The 20,201-nt window shown below is 56.3% G+C and carries 20 protein-coding genes; 4 read left to right on the top strand and 16 right to left on the bottom strand.

The features are described 5' to 3' along the window. Nucleotides 1-2: 2 nt before the first annotated feature. The 7 genes from hscA to trmJ all read right to left on the bottom strand — a co-directional run bounded on the left by hscA (nucleotide 3) and on the right by trmJ (nucleotide 6,084). Nucleotides 3-1,853, bottom strand: a complete 1,851-nt coding sequence (gene hscA, locus EBL_RS04930) for a Fe-S protein assembly chaperone HscA (protein ID WP_002441357.1) — start codon at nucleotides 1,851-1,853, stop codon at nucleotides 3-5. 14 nt (nucleotides 1,854-1,867) lie between these two features. Then, a complete protein-coding gene (gene hscB, locus EBL_RS04925; RefSeq protein WP_002441359.1) occupies nucleotides 1,868-2,383 on the bottom strand; it encodes a co-chaperone HscB in 516 nt (171 codons plus the stop codon). Nucleotides 2,384-2,459: 76 nt separating this feature from the next. Then, complete coding sequence (iscA, locus tag EBL_RS04920) at nucleotides 2,460-2,783, bottom strand: iron-sulfur cluster assembly protein IscA (RefSeq protein WP_002441361.1); 324 nt, start codon at nucleotides 2,781-2,783, stop codon at nucleotides 2,460-2,462. A 16-nt stretch (nucleotides 2,784-2,799) separates the two neighbouring features. After that, complete coding sequence (iscU, locus tag EBL_RS04915; RefSeq protein WP_002441363.1) at nucleotides 2,800-3,186, bottom strand: Fe-S cluster assembly scaffold IscU; 387 nt, start codon at nucleotides 3,184-3,186, stop codon at nucleotides 2,800-2,802. A gap of 27 nt (nucleotides 3,187-3,213) precedes the next feature. Then, nucleotides 3,214-4,428, bottom strand: coding sequence for an IscS subfamily cysteine desulfurase (locus tag EBL_RS04910; protein WP_002441365.1), 1,215 nt, complete (start codon nucleotides 4,426-4,428; stop codon nucleotides 3,214-3,216). Between the two features lie 193 nt (nucleotides 4,429-4,621). Beyond that, the gene (iscR, locus tag EBL_RS04905; RefSeq protein ID WP_002441367.1) at nucleotides 4,622-5,110 is read right to left on the bottom strand and encodes a Fe-S cluster assembly transcriptional regulator IscR; all 489 of its coding nucleotides are present in this window, start codon (nucleotides 5,108-5,110) and stop codon (nucleotides 4,622-4,624) included. A gap of 236 nt (nucleotides 5,111-5,346) precedes the next feature. Continuing rightward, nucleotides 5,347-6,084: a tRNA (cytosine(32)/uridine(32)-2'-O)-methyltransferase TrmJ gene (gene trmJ, locus EBL_RS04900; RefSeq protein WP_002441368.1), complete on the bottom strand. Its 738-nt coding sequence runs from the start codon at nucleotides 6,082-6,084 to the stop codon at nucleotides 5,347-5,349. Nucleotides 6,085-6,207: 123 nt separating this feature from the next. Between trmJ and suhB the strand changes: the two genes are divergently transcribed. Continuing rightward, nucleotides 6,208-7,011: an inositol-1-monophosphatase gene (suhB, locus tag EBL_RS04895; RefSeq protein WP_002441370.1), complete on the top strand. Its 804-nt coding sequence runs from the start codon at nucleotides 6,208-6,210 to the stop codon at nucleotides 7,009-7,011. Between the two features lie 758 nt (nucleotides 7,012-7,769). On the opposite strand, the gene EBL_RS04890 is transcribed toward suhB, so the two are convergent. After that, complete coding sequence (locus EBL_RS04890; protein ID WP_002441375.1) at nucleotides 7,770-8,747, bottom strand: nickel/cobalt transporter; 978 nt, start codon at nucleotides 8,745-8,747, stop codon at nucleotides 7,770-7,772. After that, nucleotides 8,738-9,376 (bottom strand): DUF1007 family protein, encoded by a 639-nt coding sequence (locus tag EBL_RS04885; RefSeq protein WP_002441377.1) that lies wholly within the window; start codon nucleotides 9,374-9,376, stop codon nucleotides 8,738-8,740. Before EBL_RS04885 ends, EBL_RS04890 begins: the two co-directional genes overlap by 10 nt. Nucleotides 9,377-9,504: 128 nt before the next feature. Between EBL_RS04885 and csiE the strand changes: the two genes are divergently transcribed. Beyond that, the gene (gene csiE, locus EBL_RS04880) at nucleotides 9,505-10,791 is read left to right on the top strand and encodes a stationary phase inducible protein CsiE (protein ID WP_002441379.1); all 1,287 of its coding nucleotides are present in this window, start codon (nucleotides 9,505-9,507) and stop codon (nucleotides 10,789-10,791) included. Here the strand turns inward: csiE and EBL_RS04875 are convergent. Further along, nucleotides 10,775-11,932 carry a 3-phenylpropionate MFS transporter gene (locus EBL_RS04875; protein ID WP_002441381.1) on the bottom strand — a complete coding sequence of 386 codons (1,158 nt, stop codon included), beginning with the start codon at nucleotides 11,930-11,932 and terminating at the stop codon, nucleotides 10,775-10,777. The two genes, csiE and EBL_RS04875, sit on opposite strands and share 17 nt — an antisense overlap. Before the next feature lie 172 nt (nucleotides 11,933-12,104). Further along, complete coding sequence (locus EBL_RS04870) at nucleotides 12,105-12,860, bottom strand: YnfC family lipoprotein (RefSeq protein WP_002441383.1); 756 nt, start codon at nucleotides 12,858-12,860, stop codon at nucleotides 12,105-12,107. Between the two features lie 342 nt (nucleotides 12,861-13,202). On the opposite strand from EBL_RS04870, the gene EBL_RS04865 reads away from it, so the two are divergent. Further along, nucleotides 13,203-13,811 (top strand): response regulator, encoded by a 609-nt coding sequence (locus EBL_RS04865; protein WP_002441385.1) that lies wholly within the window; start codon nucleotides 13,203-13,205, stop codon nucleotides 13,809-13,811. 57 nt (nucleotides 13,812-13,868) lie between these two features. On the opposite strand, the gene EBL_RS04860 is transcribed toward EBL_RS04865, so the two are convergent. Further along, nucleotides 13,869-14,513, bottom strand: coding sequence for a response regulator (locus tag EBL_RS04860; protein ID WP_002441388.1), 645 nt, complete (start codon nucleotides 14,511-14,513; stop codon nucleotides 13,869-13,871). Nucleotides 14,514-14,836: 323 nt separating this feature from the next. Then, nucleotides 14,837-16,090: a serine hydroxymethyltransferase gene (gene glyA / locus EBL_RS04855; RefSeq protein WP_002441389.1), complete on the bottom strand. Its 1,254-nt coding sequence runs from the start codon at nucleotides 16,088-16,090 to the stop codon at nucleotides 14,837-14,839. Between the two features lie 417 nt (nucleotides 16,091-16,507). Between glyA and hmpA the strand changes: the two genes are divergently transcribed. Continuing rightward, on the top strand, nucleotides 16,508-17,698 hold the full coding sequence (gene hmpA, locus EBL_RS04845; RefSeq protein ID WP_002441391.1) for an NO-inducible flavohemoprotein: 1,191 nt from the start codon (nucleotides 16,508-16,510) through the stop codon (nucleotides 17,696-17,698). A gap of 50 nt (nucleotides 17,699-17,748) precedes the next feature. Here the strand turns inward: hmpA and glnB are convergent, their stop codons facing one another. The 3 genes from glnB to qseG all read right to left on the bottom strand — a co-directional run bounded on the left by glnB (nucleotide 17,749) and on the right by qseG (nucleotide 20,197). Further along, nucleotides 17,749-18,087: a nitrogen regulatory protein P-II gene (gene glnB, locus EBL_RS04840; protein ID WP_002441393.1), complete on the bottom strand. Its 339-nt coding sequence runs from the start codon at nucleotides 18,085-18,087 to the stop codon at nucleotides 17,749-17,751. An 89-nt stretch (nucleotides 18,088-18,176) separates the two neighbouring features. Beyond that, complete coding sequence (gene glrR / locus EBL_RS04835; protein ID WP_002441394.1) at nucleotides 18,177-19,514, bottom strand: two-component system response regulator GlrR; 1,338 nt, start codon at nucleotides 19,512-19,514, stop codon at nucleotides 18,177-18,179. After that, the gene (qseG, locus tag EBL_RS04830; RefSeq protein WP_002441396.1) at nucleotides 19,511-20,197 is read right to left on the bottom strand and encodes a two-component system QseEF-associated lipoprotein QseG; all 687 of its coding nucleotides are present in this window, start codon (nucleotides 20,195-20,197) and stop codon (nucleotides 19,511-19,513) included. Before qseG ends, glrR begins: the two co-directional genes overlap by 4 nt. Nucleotides 20,198-20,201 lie beyond the last annotated feature (4 nt).

The following is a 20,201-nucleotide window of genomic DNA, read 5'->3' as shown; positions in this document are numbered from 1 at the left end:
AATTAAACCTCGTCCACGGATTGCCCTTTCAGCGCCTGACGGATTGAGTTATCCATGCGGCGTGCGGCAAATTCCTGGGTTTGTTTGTCTACGTTTTTAATGGCTTGCTTAATGGATTCGATATCGCTGCCGTGCATTACTGCGCGCAGCTCAAGGGCGACCGTATCTACCGCGGCCCGCTCTTCTTCACTCAGCAGCGCCCCGTCACTGGCAAGGGCACTTTCCAGACTCTCCAGCACCCGGGCCGCTTCGACCTGTTGCTCTGCCAGCATACGGGCCTGAACATCATCATCGGCAAAGGTCATCGACGCCTGGATCATCGCGGCAATTTCGCCCTCGGTAAGGCCGTATGACGGCTTCACCTGAATCGAGGAGGCAACCCCGGTGGATTTCTCCATAGCGCTGACACTCAGTAAACCATCGGCATCCACCTGGAAGGTTACCCGAATATGCGCACCGCCCGCAGGCAGCGGCGGAATACCGCGCAGCACAAAGCGCGCCAGGGAGCGGCAATCCTGCACCAGCTCACGCTCGCCCTGCATCACATGGATAGCCATTGCTGTCTGGCCGTCTTTAAAGGTGGTGAAATCCTGGGCGCGGGCCACCGGAATGGTGGTGTTACGCGGGATAACTTTCTCAACCAGACCGCCCATGGTTTCCAGCCCCAGAGAGAGCGGCAGCACGTCCAGCAGCAGCATGTCGCTGTCCGGTTTATTCCCCACCAGAATATCAGCCTGGATAGCGGCACCAATGGCCACGACCTTGTCCGGATCGATAGATGTCAGCGGGGTGCGGCCAAAGAACTCGCCCACCCGCTCGCGGACAACCGGCACCCGGGTAGAGCCGCCGACCATCACAACGTCCAGCACCTCACTGGCATCCACCCCGGCATCTTTCAGGGCTCTGCGGCAGGAGAGCAGCGTGCGTTTTACCAGCGGGGCAATCAGCGCACTGAACTGTTCCCGGGTAATGGTGCCCTGCCAGCCGCCCACATTAATTGCGGCGTCCCGGGCATCGCTGAGGGTTATCTTGGCGGCGATAGCCGCGTCCAGCAGCTGGCGCTGCAGACGGGTGTCGTCACGGTCGCTTATCCCTGCCTGCTCGCGGATCCACTCCGCCAGCAGGTTGTCAAAATCGTCACCCCCGAGGGCAGAATCCCCGCCGGTGGCCAGCACTTCAAAGATCCCGCGGCTCAGGCGCAGAATAGAAATATCAAAGGTGCCGCCGCCCAGATCGTACACGGCAATCACCCCTTCCTGGCCTGAATCCAGCCCGTAGGCGATAGCCGCCGCGGTAGGTTCATTCAGCAGGCGCAGAACATGCAGACCGGCAAGCCGGGCTGCGTCTTTCGTGCCCTGGCGCTGGGCATCATCAAAATAGGCCGGCACCGTAATCACCACGCCATCAAGCTCGCCACCGAGGCTTTCCCGGGCGCGCTCAGCCAGGCTTTGCAGAATGTCGGCAGAAACCCGCACCGGGTTGAGCAGACCTGCAGGGGTGTTAATCATCGGCAGGCCGTTTTCACTGGCCTGTAGCTGGTAGGGTAAATGGGGGTAACGGTGCTGAATATCCGCCAGGGAGCGGCCCATCAGCCGTTTAACGGAGCTGATGGTATTCACCGGATCGCTGGCGGCGATGGCGCGTGCCTCCCAGCCGGTGATGCGCCCGTCGCTGCGGTAATTCACCACCGAAGGCAGCAGGTGACGCCCTTCGTGGTCCGCCAGTGTTTCGGCTTTACCACTGCGTACAGTGGCCACCAGAGAATTGGTGGTGCCCAGGTCGATCCCCACCGCCAGCTTACGCTGATGGGGCGCGGCACTCAGACCGGGCTCGCTAATTTGTAATAAGGCCATGTATGCTTCCAGAATCAAAAATCGAGCAGTTTTTCTTCGAGTTGTTCTATTTGACTGCGCAGTTTATCGAGAAAACGTAATTTACGTACCGTGTCGGCGGCCGGTTCCCACTGCCGGGCATCCAGCTCGCTCACCATGGTGCGGGTGCGGGAAGAGATCATGCCATCAACACGCGTGGAAAATGACGCCAGGCGGGATTCATCACGCTGCTGTTCAATATCATCCAGCTCTTCGCGCAATTCCAGTTGTTCCATCAAAAAGGCGGTATCGCGCACCGTGTGCTGCTCAGACGCCAGATCAAAACCGTGGAGTGACAGCAAATATTCCGCCCGGGACAGGGGGTGGCGCAGCGTTTGCCAGCCCTGGTTAATCGTGGCGGACTGCTGTACTGCGGCCAGCTGCTCTGCTTGCGGGCGGCTGGCGTATTTATCCGGGTGATACTGGCGTTGCAGGTCCTGGTAACGGGCCGCAAGTTGGTTAACGTCAAGCTGGTAGCTTTCCGGTAGCCCAAAAAGGGTGAAGTAGTCCATAACAGCCCCGTGGTTAGCAATATAAAGGAAAACCCCACGCGGACACGTGGCCGGTGGGGTTTTTACGCAGACGGCATTACACGTTGAAACTTTCGCCGCAGCCGCACTCATCTTTGACGTTCGGGTTGGTAAATTTAAACCCTTCGTTCAGACCTTCTTTTACGAAGTCAAGCTGAGTGCCGTCCAGGAAGCGCAGGCTCTTGCCATCGATAACCACTTTGACGCCTTTGTCTTCGAAGACGGTGTCATCGGCCGCAGGCTCATCAACAAACTCCAGTACATACGCCATGCCGGAGCATCCGGATGTACGCACACCAAGGCGCAGACCAAAACCTTTTCCCCGGTTTGCCAGGAAGGTACTTACACGCGCGGCAGCACTGTCGCTAAGGGTAATCGACATACAACAACCTCAATAATTATTTCGCTTCACGTTTGCTTTTATAATCCGCAATGGCGGCCTTAATGGCATCTTCCGCCAGAATCGAGCAGTGGATTTTTACCGGCGGTAACTCCAGCTCTTCGGCGATGTCGGTATTTTTAATCGCCTGCGCTTCGTCCAGAGACTTCCCTTTGACCCACTCGGTCACCAGGGAGCTGGAGGCAATGGCAGAGCCACAGCCGTAGGTTTTAAAGCGCGCGTCTTCAATAATACCGTCATTGTTGACTTTAATCTGCAACTTCATCACGTCGCCGCAGGCCGGGGCCCCGACCATGCCGCTACCGACGTTTTCGTCGCTGTTGTCAAAAGAACCAACGTTACGCGGGTTCTCATAGTGATCGATAACTTTTTCGCTATATGCCATGGTGAATTCTCCTTATTGCCTTACCGATTAATGATGCGACCATTCGATGGAGTTCAGATCCACACCGTCTTTGTGCATTTCCCACAGGGGGGAGAGCTCACGCAGACGGCCAATGGATTTGCGCACCAGGTCGATGGCATAGTCAATCTCTTCTTCGGTAGTAAAACGACCTAAAGAGAAACGGATAGAGCTGTGAGCCAGCTCATCATTCAGCCCCAGTGCACGCAGCACATAGGAGGGCTCAAGGCTTGCAGACGTACAGGCAGAGCCGGAGGAAACCGCCAGATCTTTGAGCGCCATGATGAGGGACTCGCCTTCAACGTAGTTAAAGCTGACGTTAAGGATGTTCGGTGCGCCATGCTCCAGATCGCCGTTAAGATACACTTCTTCGATATCTTTCACGCCATTCCACAGACGGTCGCGCAGGGCAGCCAGACGCGCCACTTCGGTCGACATCTCTTCTTTCGCAATGCGGTAGGCTTCGCCCATACCGACAATCTGGTGTACCGGCAGAGTACCGGAACGCATGCCGCGCTCATGGCCGCCACCGTGCATCTGGGCTTCAATACGGATCCGCGGCTTACGGCGCACATACAGAGCACCAATGCCTTTCGGGCCGTAAATTTTGTGGCCGGAGAAGGACATCAGATCCACTTTCAGGGTGTTCAGGTCGATAGGCAGTTTGCCCACGCTCTGGGTGGCGTCTACGTGGTAGACAATCCCGCGGGCGCGACACATTTCGCCGATGGCCGCGATATCCTGCACAATGCCGATTTCATTGTTAACGTGCATGATGGAAACCAGAATGGTGTCATCACGCATGGCGGCTTCCAGCTTTTTCAGATCGATAAGGCCATTAGACTCAGGGGAGAGATAAGTCACCTCGAAGCCTTCACGCTCCAGCTGGCGGCAGGTATCCAGAACCGCTTTATGCTCGGTTTTGCTGGTGATGATGTGCTTGCCTTTCTTCTGGTAGAAATTGGCCGCACCTTTGATAGCCAGGTTGTCTGATTCCGTAGCGCCGGAGGTGAAGACGATTTCACGCGGGTCGGCACCTACCAGCTCGGCAATCTGATTACGGGCGATATCAACCGCCTCTTCAGCCTGCCAGCCATAACGGTGTGAACGGGATGCGGGGTTACCAAAGGTCCCGTCCAGAGTTAAACACTGCATCATCTTCTCAGCAACGCGCGGATCAACGGGCGTGGTTGCAGAGTAATCAAGATAAATCGGTAATTTCATTGCTCTTTAAGCTCCGTACATCACTCAATGCTACGGAATCAGGCCAACGACTCGATGTACGCCTCAGCGTTCAGGGGATACCCCCCGCCTGATCCTGAAAAAGAATCCCCTCTTCTCTGTTATAAGGTCAGCAGAAGCACAACGCCGGTACTGACCAGCCCTTCTGCCGCCGAAGGTGAAGAGGTTCTGGTATTTATGCGCGCAGTTTTACATCAATGGCATCCTGTACGCGCGGCGCGCGCTGAGGATCCGTATGCTGACGGTCAGACACATCCAGCACTTCCTGGTTATTCACCAGTTCACCCAGGGTAATGTTATTTAAAAACCCGGTCAGCCGATCGCTCAGATCGCGCCACAGGGCGTGGGTCAGGCATTTGTCGCCGCCCTGACATCCACCCTTACCCTGGCAACGGGTGGCGTCTACAGACTCATCAACCGCGCTGATAACTTCGCCAACAGCGATGTCGTCAGCATCTTTGCCCAGCAAATAACCGCCGCCCGGGCCGCGCACGCTGGCGACCAGGCCGTTTTTACGCAGGCGAGAAAACAGCTGTTCAAGATAGGAAAGAGAAATCCCCTGGCGTTCAGAGATGTCAGCCAGTGGTACCGGGCCCGCCTCAGAATTAAGAGCAACGTCCAGCATAGCAGTGACCGCGTAGCGCCCTTTTGATGTCAGTCTCATGTCTTACTTAACCTCTACTCTCCCCTCGTGCCGGGGGTTTAGTGTGTTGTCCCGTTGATTCTGGCTACCGCGATAGCGCAGGCCAGAATCATGCAGGTAACTTTCTGTCGTGTTCCGGACAATTGCGACAACAGCCGCAGATGAAAGCTCGGGATTGCAATATCATTTACATAGCAGCGGCAAGTCTGACATTCCTGAGTAAATTGGTCAACTATTTAACCCGGCATTTTACTCAACTATTTTTTACCCTGCGAGTCCTGGTGATCAATCGACGCCAGAATGCCGCGCAAAATATTAAGCTCGGCGCTTTCCGGGCGGGCCCGGGTAAACAGACGCCGCAGTTTACTCATCACCTGGCCCGGGTTGCCGGGGCGGATAAACCCGGTGCCCAGCAGGGTTTGCTCCAGGTGCCCGTAAAAGCGCTCCAGATCGTCTACCAGCGGGTAGTGGTGTTCCTCATCCTGGTGAGTCTCACCCTGCTCCTGAGCCGCCAGCCACGCCATACGCACTTCATACGTGATAACCTGCACCGCCATGGCCAGATTAAGCGAGCTGTACTCCGGATTTGCCGCGATGGCGACGTGATAATGGCATTTTTGCAGCTCGTCATTCGTCAGGCCAACCCGCTCGCGGCCAAAGACAATCGCCACCGGGGCATGGGCACCTTCAGCCACACTTTTCAGCCCGCATTCACGGGGGTCGAGCATCGGCCAGGGGAGCGTGCGGGAACGGGCGCTGGTGCCAACCACCAGGCTGCAGCCGGAAATGGCTTCATCGAGCGAGTCAACAATCTGCGCATTACCGATAACATCACTGGCGCCAGCGGCCAGCGCGATAGCCTGAGAGTCCGGTTTGACCAGCGGGTTAACCAGCCACAGATTGGTCAGCCCCATGGTTTTCATGGCGCGGGCAACGGAGCCCATATTGCCGGTATGAGAGGTTTCGACCAGCACAATGCGAATATTTTCTAGCATAGCTCACTACAACGACAGGAAGAATATCGGCCGATGATACCATATTCCCGAGACAGAGTCCGAATGCTCTGATATACTCCGCGCCGATTTCCCCCGTTCTTTAACATCCAGTGAGAGTAACCCATGCATCCGATGCTGAACATCGCCGTTCGCGCTGCGCGTAAGGCCGGCAATATTATCGCTAAAAACTACGAAACGCCGGACGCCGTAGAAACCAGCCAGAAAGGCACTAATGATTTCGTTACCAACGTAGATAAAGACGCAGAGCGCGTGATTATCGATGTCATTCGCAAATCTTATCCTCAGCACAGCATTATCACCGAAGAATCCGGCGAACTGGCCGGTGAAGATAAAGATATTCAATGGGTTATTGATCCGCTGGATGGCACCACCAACTTCGTAAAACGTTTACCTCATTTCTCCGTTTCCATTGCCGTGCGCATTAAAGGCCGCACTGAAGTGGCCGTGGTTTACGATCCGATGCGCAACGAACTGTTCACCGCCACCCGCGGCCAGGGCGCCCAGCTTAACGGCTACCGCCTGCGCGGCAGCAATGCCCGCGATCTGGACGGAACTATCCTTGCGACCGGTTTCCCGTTCAAAGCCAAACAGCACTCTGCCGCTTATATGAACATCCTCGGCAAGCTGTTTACCCAGTGTGCCGATTTCCGCCGCACCGGCTCCGCCGCGCTGGATCTGTGCTACGTTGCCGCTGGCCGCGTTGACGGTTACTTTGAAATTGGCCTGCGCCCCTGGGACTTTGCCGCTGGTGAACTGATTGCCCGCGAAGCCGGCTCCCTGGTATGTGACTTTACCGGTGGCCATAACTACATGCTGAACGGCAATATTGTGGCCGGTAACCCGCGTGTGGTGAAAGCGATGCTGTCCGGCATGCGTGACGAGCTGAGCGAAGCGTTAAAACGCTAAGTAGAATCCGGCGATTCAGGCTGGCCTGGCGATGCCGATAGTGGCTTTAGTGCTGGCAATATGATCCGGAATATGTTCGTTCGGGGAGCCGGTTCCGCTCCCCGCCCCCCCGGCATTTCTTTGTTGCACCTGGACCTGGTCGCGTCCTAAAGGGGAATGCCGATTCCCCTTTAGGGATACCCCCGGCCCGCGGGGAAACTGTCGCTGACGCGATACGCTCTGCTGCGCTTCAATCCTGCGGTCCGGTCGGGATTCGACATCCTGTCTCACCCCTCCCTGTAGCGGCCGTCCTGGCCGCCACCCCTGGTCTTTTCGGCTGCGCGCCGCCAGTTTCTTTTACGCGGGACTGGAAAACCCCTGCGGTACAACAACACGGTTTCAGCGGCTGAAATGCCGCTGAATGTCAGTTAATGACCGCGAGGGTGTTAAATCCCCGCATAAAGGCAATCGGCGAAAACGCAGGTGCAGCTCAAGGACTGGCTGCCAGGATGGCAGCCAGAAGGAAGGTTGAGGCATGGATGCCGAATCCTGACTGGTCCGCCAGAGCAAGCCGGAGTTGCAGCGAACCGCGCAGCGGCGATTGACCGCGGGCCGGCGAGGTCTCCAGGAGGGGGCCGGCCCCCCCTCCTGGAACGCGACCAGGTTCCGCACACAACATATGAGTGCCCATCGTCAGGGAGCGGAACCCGTTCATCGGGCGTTCATATGTCTGAACCTGAAGCGGGCGAGAATCGCTATTCTCCCCTCCACTTTTAGCTTTAAAAAGGCCTCAGCCCACGAACCGGTAGCGGCGTACTGCTCCACATCACTGTGGCGACTGCCATCAGAAATATCCCGCCAGCCATTGCCAGTACCGGCCACATAACCCGGCGCCAGAGCGGCGGCGTGCGCTGGCTCGCCAGGCGTTCTGCCACCCGGCGGAAACTGTGCACCAGCACGGCAAACCCGGAGATGGTCAGCGAAGTTCCGGCCGACATAGCCAGCACCGCGGCCATCCCCCAGGCAAAAATCCCCACCACCTTACTGAACAGCAGCACCATAATTGCCCCGGAGCAGGGGCGCATCCCCATGGCCAGGACCAGCATCAGTTTACTGCGCCAGTCTGCGGCGGCCTCCAGCTCACGGGCCTGCGGCACATGGTGGTGCCCGCACCCGCAGGTGGCGCTGTGAACGTGCACCGGCGTAAAGCGGTGAAATACGGCCGGGCGTCTCAGCAGCGGGCGCAGCCGTTTTTGCGCCCGCCAGCACAACAGGGCGCCAAGCCCCCCCACCAGCAGATAACTGCCCTTTTCCAGCCAGTAACTGCTGAGGTGCAGCTGCCTGGCGGGCAGTTGCAGCAGTGTCAGCACCACGGCCACCAGCACAATGGCCACCATCCCCTGAAGTAACGAGGCGGCAAATGTCAGGCACAGGCTTTCCCGCAGCCGGGCCGGACGAGTGGCAAGCCAGGTGGTAATCACCACTTTGCCATGCCCCGGCCCCAGGGCGTGCAGCACCCCGTAAACCAGGCTAAAAATTAACAACGGCCCACCGGCAGAGAGCGGATCGCTGGCAACCGCACGCAGCAGCCGGGTTAACTGCCCGTTGATCTGGCGCTGCCACTGGTGGCTTTCCAGCATCACCCGGGGCCAGTACTGCCACAGGGCCAGCCCCCCTGCCACCGTGAGTACCAGCAGGGCCGCCAGCGGCCAGAACGCTATCCAGCGATGTTTTACAGGGGAGGTCATCACGGACATTGCAGCACCACCTGTTGAGCAAACTGCTCGCCGAGGTTCATCTCCCGGTCGGGCGTATCGGTTTTATCCAGCGCCTGCGCATACGCCAGCAGCTCCGCTGTGGGCTCTGGCGTCGTCAGGGTGATTTTGCACCCCGGTGGCACCTGGGCTGGCAGGCTCAGATCGCTGTCCTGCGCGTAGTGCATATCCACAAAGTAGCTGGGGTCAAAAGTCGCAAAGCGGTAGCGCTGCCCGGCCAGGGGCTGAGGATGGGCCAGCGGCAGTACAAAACGAAGCACGGCCTGGTGCCCGCTGCGCGCCAGGCTGTACTGCGGCGGACGGGGGGTAAATGTCACTTTCTCACTGCCGCGCCAGAACTCCGTAAAATAGTGCTGGGCTATCACGTTTGCCATCACCTCAGCGGCGAGTTTCTTCCAGACCGGAGAGTCAGCCTGCGCATCTGCGGCGTCGTAGAGTAAATCTGCCGAGGTCAGCTCATCCATGGTCCACGCCATTGCCAGGCCTGTCAGTTGCCCGTTTTCAACCACCAGTTGCGTTTTCAGCGCAATAAAACTGTGGGGATGGGCACCGGCAGCCGCGCTACAGATAAGCCCTGCGGCGGTCAGCCAGTGCCTGAATCTGCACATCATTTTCGCCCCCTTCCTGAGGATAATAAATTGTGTGAGCCAGCCGGAATTACGTAATTAAAGCGATCAGGGCAACAAACACAGCACAATGTATTAGCTATTCTTTACTTAAAACCTTTATGGGATCCCGGATGATGACAGTGCTCAGCCCTACACCATCTGCGCTTTCCAGCCCGCAACGACGCTGCCACCTGCTATTGCTACTCTATTTGCCGGGGCAAACAGTAACACCGGAAGTTATCGGGCGCGTGAACGGCGTAGACGACGATCTTGCCAGGAAAGATATTGCCGAAACCGCGCAGGAAATCCAGCGCTTCCACCGGCTCAGTATTGTTACCCAGCAGGATGGCAGCTACCGCCTGGAAGGTAGCCCACTGGATAATCGCCTGTGCCTGTTCCACTGGCTGCGGCGGGCGATTCGCCTGTGCCCGCACTTTGTCAGCCAGCAGTTTATACCGACACTGAAAACTGAACTTAAACGCCAGCGTATCGCCACCGTGCTGTATGACGATACCAATCTGCGGGCGCTTATCAACCTCTGTTCCCAGCGCCTGGCGCGCCGCTTCGACCAGCGCGACAGCCAGTTCCTCGCGCTGTATCTGCAATACTGCCTGTTGCAGCATCAGTCCGGCCTGGTGCCACAGTTTTCTGATAATCAGCAACGCTGGGCCCGGACCCACGAAGAGTTCAGCGCCGCGGCCGATATTGTCCGCCACTGGCGACGGCGCGCGGTCGACCCGCAGTATGAGCAGGAAGAGCACCTGTTTTTAACCGTACTGCTGATGCTGCTGCACACGCCGGATCCCCGGCGCGACACACAGCTACAGGCCCGGCGCCTGACCCGCGCAATACAGCGACTGGTGGACCATTTCCGCCAGCTCTCGGCCATGTCATTCAGTGATGAACAGGGGCTGGCGAACCAGCTATACACCCACCTTAGCCAGGCGCTGCACCGACGGCAGTTCGGCATTGGTATCGATAACCCGCTCCAGGAGGATATCCGGCGTCTCTACCCGCGGCTGATTCGTACCACCCGCGAGGCGATGCGGCCATTTGAACAGCACTATGGCGTCTCCTTTCCGGAGTGCGAGCTGGGGCTGATTGCGGTGATTTTCGGTGCCTGGCTGATGCAGGAAAAAGATCTGCACGAGAAACAAGTCGTGATGCTGACCGGGAACAACAGCCAGATTGAACAGGCGCTTGAGCAGCAGATCCGCGAGCTGACGCTGCTGCCCCTTAATATAAAATACCTGACGCTGCACACCTTCCAGCGCGAAGGAGCCCCCAGAGACGCGGCCCTGATTGTGACCCCCTATGCCACGACGCTTCCGTTACTGTTTGCGCCACCGCTGATCCACGCAAGCCTGCCGCTGGCGGAGCACCAGCAGCGCTGTATTCGCGCTATTCTTGAACGTTAACCTGCCCGGCAGTCTGCCTTGCCGGGCGCAGGAACAATGCCGGTAATGCCACCAGCGCCATCACCGTAAACAGCCCGCCTGCCAGATGCTGGTACAGGTAGCCGCACAGCATGGTCATCAGTGCGATACTGCCCCCCATCGCAACCGCCGAGTAAACGGACTGCAGGCGGATAATCTCACTGCCGTGCCGGGCAGAAATATAGCGCATGGCCGCCAGATGGCAGACCGTAAAAGAGCCACAGTGCAGGATCTGGATAACAATCAGCCAGGGAAGCCCTGTCGTCCAGCCCATCAGCCCCCAGCGCACCACGCCGCACAGGGCAGAAAGCAGCAGCAGATCTCTGGCGGTCCAGCGGCGAAATAACCGGTTGCTCAGGGCGAAAATCACAATTTCTGCCACTACCCCCAGGGACCACAGGTAACCGACTGTGGATGCCGCATACCCGGCCCCCTGCCAGTAGATAGCGCTGAAACCGTAATAAGCGGCGTGGGCCCCCTGCAACAAAGACACACAGCCCAGAAAGCGCCAGTGGGTCACCAGCAGCTGGCGCCACGCGGGCCACCCTGCCCCCTGGCGTTGGTGAATCTCACCGGCGGGCATCACCGAGGGGCGCAGTAACATCCCAAGGAGCATGGCGGCCACGCCGAGGGTCAGGATAACCAGCACAGACTGATAGCCAAACAGGGTCACCAGTTTGCCCGTCAGGGCGGATGAGATAACAAACGCCAGGGAGCCCCACAGCCGTACCCGCCCGTAGTCCAGCGTTATCTGGCGCTGCCAGGTGCCCGCCAGCGCATCGGTCAGCGGCACCAGGGGTGAGAAAAACAGGTTGAACCCCACCATCACCACCAGCAGCCAGACGGTGGAGTGCCCGGCCCAGAACCCGGCAGCGAACAACAGGGTCAGCAAGGCCAGCAGGCGCAGAGCCTGAATCAGACGGGAAGGATCCGTGATGCGGGGAGCCAGCAGCAGGCTGCCAAGGAAACGGGCCACCAGGCCCACGCCTAACAACAGCCCGAGGGTTTCCGGAGGCAGGCCATTTCCCGCCAGCCAGACACTCCAGAAGGGCAGGAAAATGCCATAACTGAAAAAATAGGTAAAATAACTTAACGCCAGCCAGCGCGTGGACTGCAGTACCATGTTTTCCTCATTAGCCGGCTTGTTTTATATCCCGGTGAGCGGCAATAGGGTGATAATGTTGCGAACTGCGGGATATTATCACCTCATACCGCCTGGTATTAAAAATAATTTACCACGGGCAACGCGATCGGGAGCAATACACTGACGGTGGAATATTTTCACCGTTGATTATTCAGTAATATTTCACAATATAGTGGATCTGCTCTACGCGCTTTTTCTGAACGCCGTTTTCCACGACGGCCGTTATCAGGTAGCAGACAGTCGGGTTATAGCGATCATCATACAGACACTTTTTCACTGACTGAAAAACCGGTTTACCGTCATCCAGCCCTTCGGTAATAAAATCCCACTGCTCGCTTAATTTTTTCTTCGGCTCGGTAATTATCAGGAAATCTTTTTCATCCCCGTAATAAACCACACTCTTTGGCATGCCTTCCGGTGTATAAAAATATTCTTTATAAACCCAGGCATCTTTATGGCCTTTCACCTTCACCAGAAAACCCCGGGCGTCATAAATATAATCTTTTGCATCATCGCCCTTCGCATCCGTGCTGACCACTTCGCAGCGATCATTCAGGTGAATAACCCGCTGCTTATCGTAAGCAGATATCAGCGTGTTGTCTGCCACATTGCGGGTGAGTTTTATTTTCCCGTTATTCACGCCGTCGATTTTCTCATAACGCATCAGGCATCCCCGGGTATCGAACTCCCCCCGGGCAAGCATCACCGGTGTATCGCCACTGTCATACAGCGCCTGTTCAAAGCTCTTCACTTTGCCGCGCAGCGCATCAAACTCCAGTTCATTTGAGAAGCTCGCCATCACGGGGCTGAAGGGCTCAGGCTTAAGCACGGCAGCGGCCGGAAGGGCCACAGACAACGCCAGCAGCCCCGTAATAATCCCCCGTAAGATGTCCGGAGTCGCTCTCATGTCCTCTTCCTTTTATCACCGGCGAGACCGCGCCCCACCTTCACAGAACGGCAACAGCCACCGCCCGACATAGCGTCATTATAATCGCTTTCCCGACATCACAGGTGTTGATACTGGCCCTGGCGTCTCACACGCTGACACAACATTGTGATCGCCACCGGTACGGCCAGCAGAGCGCCACAGCAGATATAAGATGAGAGTAGATGAGAAGACAAGATAAAAATAAATAAGACTTCAGTAGTAATAATTCGTCAGAAAACGCAAGGATGACGTTCTACTGACGACACAACAGGCCGGGCACGGTGACCCCGGGCCGCCACTAACCAGCAGAGTGAACTAATTATGGCAACCGTTATGATACTGGACGATCATCCTGTGGCACGCTTCGCTATCCGTAAATTACTGGATGATGCAGGGCACCAGGTTATTGCTGAGGGCGGCGACGGCCTGCAGGGGCTGCTGACGATTCGCCAGCAGCAGCCAGATATTGTTATTGTCGATATTGATATCCACTCACTTAACGGTATCGATTTAACCGAGCGGTTACGCCACCAGGGATACACCGGGCGCGTGCTGGTATTCAGCTCCCGGGATGCCTGGCACTACATTAGCCGCTGCCGCCAGGCGGGCGCCAATGGCTTCTTAAGTAAGCGCAATAACCTTGAGCAGCTCACCGACGCGGTCAGAGCGATACTGCGGGACTACGCCTACTTCCCGTTTACCGCCGGTTATAAAAACAACCCGGAAGAGGATATGCTCACCATGCTGTCGGGCCGGGAGTTCCAGGTATTAACGTATCTGGCGCGCGGCATGAAGCTGGTCGACATTGCCGGGCGCATGCATATCAGCACCAAGACTGTCAGCACCTACAAAGGCCGGCTGCTGCAGAAGCTGGCCGTCAGCCAGACAACGGAGCTTATCAACTTTGCCCGCCGCCATAATATTGATTAACCCGCACCCGATATTCGTGGAGGCTCACCTCCACGTTACATCAGTCCGCTGGCCGGTTCAGACAATAATACCCTGAGAGAACGCATAGCGGATAAGCTCGCTATTGGTGGTGATCCCCAGGCGACGCATGGCGCTCCATTTCTGTGTAGAGACGGTGCTGATAGTCCGGTTCTGGCGATCGGCAATCTGGGAAAGCGTATAACCAGACGCAAACAGGCGCACAACTTCCAGCTCTTTCGCCGTCAGCATGCTGGACTTCGGGCTATTGTCGCTATTATCCAGTATTGTCTGAATACCCGGTGATAAATATATTTTCTTCTGTTCCATTACGGTAAAGCAGGCTTTTTCCGTCTCTTTCACCGGATCATTTTTACTGATTACCGCCATCGCGCCATGCTCAAGCAGCATTTTAAAAATACCGGCATTCTTTAACGAAGTAAGCACAATAACTTTAATGTCAGGATATTTTTTACGCAGAATTGTCAGATTGGTAAACCCGGTAAGATTACGATCCACAGTATTTACCGAAAAATCAGCAATAATAATATCCGGCTGGCGTAATTGCAGGCATTTCATCAGCACATCGCCAGAGTTCGTAACATTTACCACCTGGAACTCAGCGGCGGATGAAAACGTTTTCTCAAGTGAGTCAAGAATATATGCATTTTCAGATGAGATTGATATCGTCCATTTATCTTTCATGACCTTATCCTATATAAAACACAATCTGTGATTGTTTTATTTCATAAAGACTTCCAGCTAATCGCTCGCGGAGATGAATATAAAATACAGAAAATAGAAATTAATCTAACAAGGAGCATAGTATGCCCAGCGTTAGGGGCTGCATATCAGAATGCCCCCCCTTCTGCCCGTCACTAGCCTTTTTGCCATGTCAGATAAGGATGACAAAAAACGATATTTGTAAGGCTTTCAGCCGCAACTGCCGCCACCAACAAAAAAACCGCTACGGAGAGCGCAGCGGTTTTGATGTTCAGGCTTGCCGTGCCACAGCACGGCGCCGTGGTTTATGCGTATACCGGGTAACGGGCGCAGATATCCAGCACATTGCCTTTAATGCGTTCAATGGTGGCATCATCATTGATGTTGTCCAGCACATCACACATCCAGCCTGCCAGCTGGCGCGCTTCCGCTTCTTTGAAACCGCGACGGGTGATTGCCGGGGTCCCGACACGGATACCGGAAGTGACAAACGGGCTCTTAGGATCGTTTGGCACGCTGTTTTTGTTCACCGTGATATTGGCCCGGCCCAGGGCCGCATCTGCTTCTTTACCGGTCAGGTTTTTGTCAACCAGATCCAGCAGGAACAGGTGGTTGTCTGTACCGCCAGAGACCACTTTATAGCCACGATTCAGGAACACATCCACCATCGCTTTGGCGTTTTTCGCAACCTGCTGCTGGTAGATTTTAAATTCCGGCTCCATGGCTTCTTTCAGCGCTACCGCTTTACCGGCGATAACGTGCATCAGCGGGCCGCCCTGCCCACCCGGGAACACGGCAGAGTTCAGTTTTTTATACAGCTCTTCGCTGCCGTCTTTCGCCAGAATCAGGCCGCCACGCGGGCCCGCCAGCGTTTTGTGGGTGGTGGTGGTCACGACATGGGCGTGAGGAACCGGGTTAGGGTACACACCAGCCGCAATCAGACCGGCAACGTGGGCCATGTCCACAAACAGATAAGCACCAATGCTGTCTGCGATTTCACGCATTTTTGCCCAGTCAACCACACCGGAATAGGCAGAGAAGCCGCCGATGATCATTTTCGGACGATGCGCTTTCGCCTGTTTTTCCAGATCGTCATAATCGATGTGGCCGCTTTCATCAATCCCGTAAGGGACGATGTTGTACAGCTTGCCGGAGAAGTTCACCGGGGAGCCGTGGGTCAGGTGGCCACCGTGGGCCAGGTTCATACCCAGCACGGTATCACCCGGCTCCAGCAGCGCGGTATACACGGCAAAGTTAGCCTGGGAACCGGAATGCGGCTGAACGTTAGCGTAATCGGCACCAAACAACGCTTTAGCCCGATCAATTGCCAGCTGTTCAACGATATCCACATATTCGCAGCCGCCGTAATAGCGCTTACCCGGGTAACCTTCAGCATACTTATTGGTCAGCTGAGAACCCTGAGCCTGCATAACGCGCGGGCTGGTGTAGTTTTCGGAGGCGATCAGTTCGATGTGCTCTTCCTGACGTACTTTTTCTTGCTCCATGGCCTGCCACAGTTCGGCATCATAATCGGCTATGTTCATTTCTCGCTTTAACATCCGCATCTCCTGGCTCAGCTAACAGTAAATTGACGCAATTTATACCCCGGCGATCGCACTGACTGCGCTTTTTTTGCTTATCATATTGATTTTTCAATACATCACGGCAAAAACGGCGCGCTACCTGCGGGATCATGGTATGAAATTATTCAGCGGGCCACAGTGTAAACCGGGAAGCCTGCTGTTGCCAAAGGTTTTTACGCAAACGTTTGGCTTGCTGCTATTACTGAATTTATACCCGTTTATCATTACGAGCTGGAGCGACATTTTTTCATGATTATCATGCGGTTTATTCATAGGCTTACAAAACAGCCAAATGTTAAAGATAAAAACCATTTACAGGATAATGTTAAACAAATAAGATGCATTTAAAATACATCATTAAATTTATGTAAAATCCGTAAGAAGGTAAGCGCTATGTTAGATCCCCAGACCATCGCAACAGTAAAATCCACTCTGCCGTTACTGGCCGCCACCGGGCCGAAACTGACCGCACATTTTTATGATCGCATGTTCCGGTATAACCCGGAACTGCAGGACATTTTCAATATGAGCAACCAGCGCAATGGCGACCAGCGCGAAGCTCTGTTTAACGCCATCGCCGCTTATGCCGGCAATATTGATAACCTTCCGGCGCTGCTGCCGGCCGTTGAAAAAATCGCCCAGAAACACACCAGTTTTCAGATAAAACCTGAGCAGTATCAGATTGTTGGTAAGCATTTACTGGCTACTCTGGATGAACTGTACCACCCGGGGCAGGAGGTGCTGGATGCCTGGGGAAAAGCCTATGGCGTACTGGCGGATATCTTTATTAACCGGGAAGCAGACATCTACCAGGCCTCTGCGGAGAAAACCGGCGGCTGGCGCGGCACCCGCCCTTTCCGCCTGGCGAAAAAAACCGCCCGCAGCAGCGTGATTACCAGCTTCGAGTTCGAGCCGGTAGATGGCCTTGCGGTAGCGGATTACCAGCCGGGCCAGTATCTGGGGATCTGGATCAAACCGGAAAACTTCGCCTGGCAGGAGATTCGCCAGTATTCACTGACCCGCAAGCCGGATGGCAAAGGCTACCGGATCGCCGTAAAACGGGAAAATGGCGGCCTGGTCTCAGGCTGGCTGCACGATAGCGCAAATGTGGGTGATGTGGTGAGCCTGGTTGCACCGGCCGGGGATTTCTTTATGCAGGTGGAGAGCAACACGCCAGTGACGCTGATTTCAGCCGGTGTGGGCCAGACACCCATGCTGGCCATGCTGGATACGCTGGCCAGCAGCGGGCACCAGGGGCAGGTCAACTGGCTGCACGCGGCAGAAAACGGCGCGGCCCATGCCTTCGCCAGTGAAGTGGCAGAGCAAGGCGCCAGGCTTGCGCACTTTACCAGCAAAATCTGGTACCGGCAGCCCGACGAGCAGGACAGGCTCAGCCCGCGCTACACCCATCAGGGGCTGATGGACGTTACCAGCCTTGGCGAGCAGCTCCGGGATCCGGATATGCAATACTGGATGTGCGGCCCGCTGCCATTTATGCAGATGGTGGCACAGCAGTTAACGGCAGCAGGCGTGGAGCCCACACGCATTCACTATGAGTGCTTTGGCCCTCACAAGGTGATGTAAACGCAAAAAAGGCGGGATTTCCCGCCTTTTTTCGTTCTGTCTGCCGTGGCTTAAATGGCCGCGTCGTCCTCTTCACCGGTACGGATTCTGACAACCCGGGCCACATCAAACACGAAGATTTTCCCGTCGCCGATTTTCCCGGTCTGGGCCGTGCGGATAATGGTGTCGACACAGATATCCATAATGTCGTCAGGCACGACAATTTCAATCTTCACCTTCGGCAGAAAATCCACCATATACTCCGCACCACGGTAGAGTTCGGTATGCCCTTTCTGGCGACCAAAACCCTTAACTTCCGTTACCGTCATCCCGGTAATGCCAACTTCCGCAAGCGCTTCGCGCACATCATCCAGTTTGAAAGGCTTAATTATCGCATCAATTTTTTTCATGGTGGATCCTTAAAAACTGCCCGCGGGGCAGAAGAACGCAGCTCTGGGCGCACAAATTACCATATTCTTCCCGTCATTGCGGCAACAAACTACTCTTTAAAGTCGTTGGCATCCAGTTCGTGACGCCCTAACAGTTTATAGAACTCGGTGCGGTTACGCCCGGCCATTCTCGCCGCCTGGGTCACATTCCCTTTGGTTATCTGTAAAATCTTTCTTAAATAATTGAGTTCAAACTGGTTTCTTGCCTCAGCGAAGGTGGGCAATACGGTATTTTCCCCGTCCAGCGCCTGCTCGACCAGGGCATCATTAATCACCGGGGCTGAGGTCAGCGCCACGCACTGCTCTATCACGTTGACCAGTTGGCGAACATTACCCGGCCAGGAGGCGGTCATCAGCCGTTTCATCGCATCGGTGGAAAAGCTGCGCACCTGGGGCTTACTGCGATCGGCCGTCTGGCGCAGCAGGTAGTTTGCCAGCAGCGGGATATCCTCTGCCCGCTCCTGTAATGCCGGGAGTTTCAGGCTGACAACATTGAGCCGGTAGTAGAGATCTTCCCGGAATTCATTGCGCGCCATGGCTTTAGGCAGATCCCGGTGGGTGGCCGAAATCACCCGCACATCAATGTCGATATCGTTATTGCTCCCCAGCGGGCGCACTTTGCGCTCCTGCAGCACCCGCAGCAGCTTAACCTGAAGCGGGGCGGGCATATCGCCTATCTCATCCAGAAACAGCGTGCCGCCCTGGGCGGCCTGAAACAGCCCCTCACGGCTGCTGACCGCCCCGGTAAATGCTCCCCGGGCGTGGCCAAACAGCTCCGACTCCAGTAGCTGCTCAGGCAGCGCCCCGCAGTTTATCGCCACAAACGGCTTTTTACTGCGCGGGCTGGCGTTATGAATGGCCCGGGCCAGCACCTCTTTACCGGTGCCGCTGGCGCCGTTAATCAGCACGCTGACATCCGACTGGGCCACCAGCCGCGCCTGCTCCAGCAGGCGCAGCATTACCGGGCTGCGGGTGACGATACTGCCGTGCCACTGTTCATCCCCCCCGGTGGCCGAATGGGCCAGCGCATCATTAATGGCGCTGTACAGGGCGTCTTTATCGACCGGTTTGGTCAGAAAGCCAAACACCCCCTGCTGTGTCGCGGCGACCGCATCGGGTATCGAACCGTGAGCCGTGAGGATAATCACCGGCAGGCCGGGTTGCAGCTTCTGGATCTCGCTAAAAAGCTGCATGCCGTCCATCTCATCCATACGCAGATCGCTGATAACCAGATCAATTTGCTCCCTGCCCAGTGCCCGCAAGGCATCGTGGCCGCTGGGGGCGGTGGTCACCAGGTAGCCTTCGCTGGTCAGGCGCAGCCCCAGCAGTTTAAGCAACCCCGGATCATCATCTACCAGCAGCAGACGGGCTGATTTGGCAGTGGTCATTGTTTCTCCTTCACTGAGTGGCTGTCAGGGGCGGCGGCGCCCTCGCTGCTGACCTGGCTGGCGTCAGGCAAGTAGCCTGCGGAGGGTTTGCGGGTAGAGAGCTGGCGCTCAATATCGGTCAGGCTTTTTAGCTTCCGGGTGGTGGCCTCCAGCTGGCTTTGCAAATGGGTTTGCTGTACGCGCATGCCTTCCAGCTCGGTATCCGTGGTCTGGCGCAGCTTATTGTAGCGCCCCCGTTCGGCAACCAGCTTCAGCTGCAACTGCTGCCCGGCCCGCCACACCTGGTAGAGCGGCTGCACATGGGGGGGAACGCTGTCTGCGGTGGCGTCCAGGGTGGTCATATAGCGCTGACGCTCCTGGGGCGTGATCCGGGCATCGGCCAGCAGGATCCCCCGCCGGAATGCCTCCTGCCAGGTCGGCTCTTCGTGGCGGTGGGCAATGACCCGCGCCTCCGCCGGGGAGAGCGAGCGAGCGCAATCCATCGCCCGCAGCCAGTACAGCGGATTATTTTCTGAAGCAGGCTCCGCTAATTGCCAGATCCGGGTACAGCCGACGGTTAAATAGTCATCCAGCTGCTGGCGGGGCTGCGGTAGCTCGTCTTTAGGGTGAATCACGCTGTGAACGCTGTCAGGCACACAGCCGCCTGCCAGGGATGACGCAATCACCACCGCCCCGCAGGTCATCATT

The organism is Shimwellia blattae DSM 4481 = NBRC 105725, from assembly GCF_000262305.1.
Taxonomy (GTDB): Bacteria; Pseudomonadota; Gammaproteobacteria; order Enterobacterales; family Enterobacteriaceae; genus Shimwellia; species Shimwellia blattae.
The sequence above is the reverse complement of the archived record's forward strand: the minus strand, read 5'-3'. Positions and strand labels throughout refer to the sequence as shown.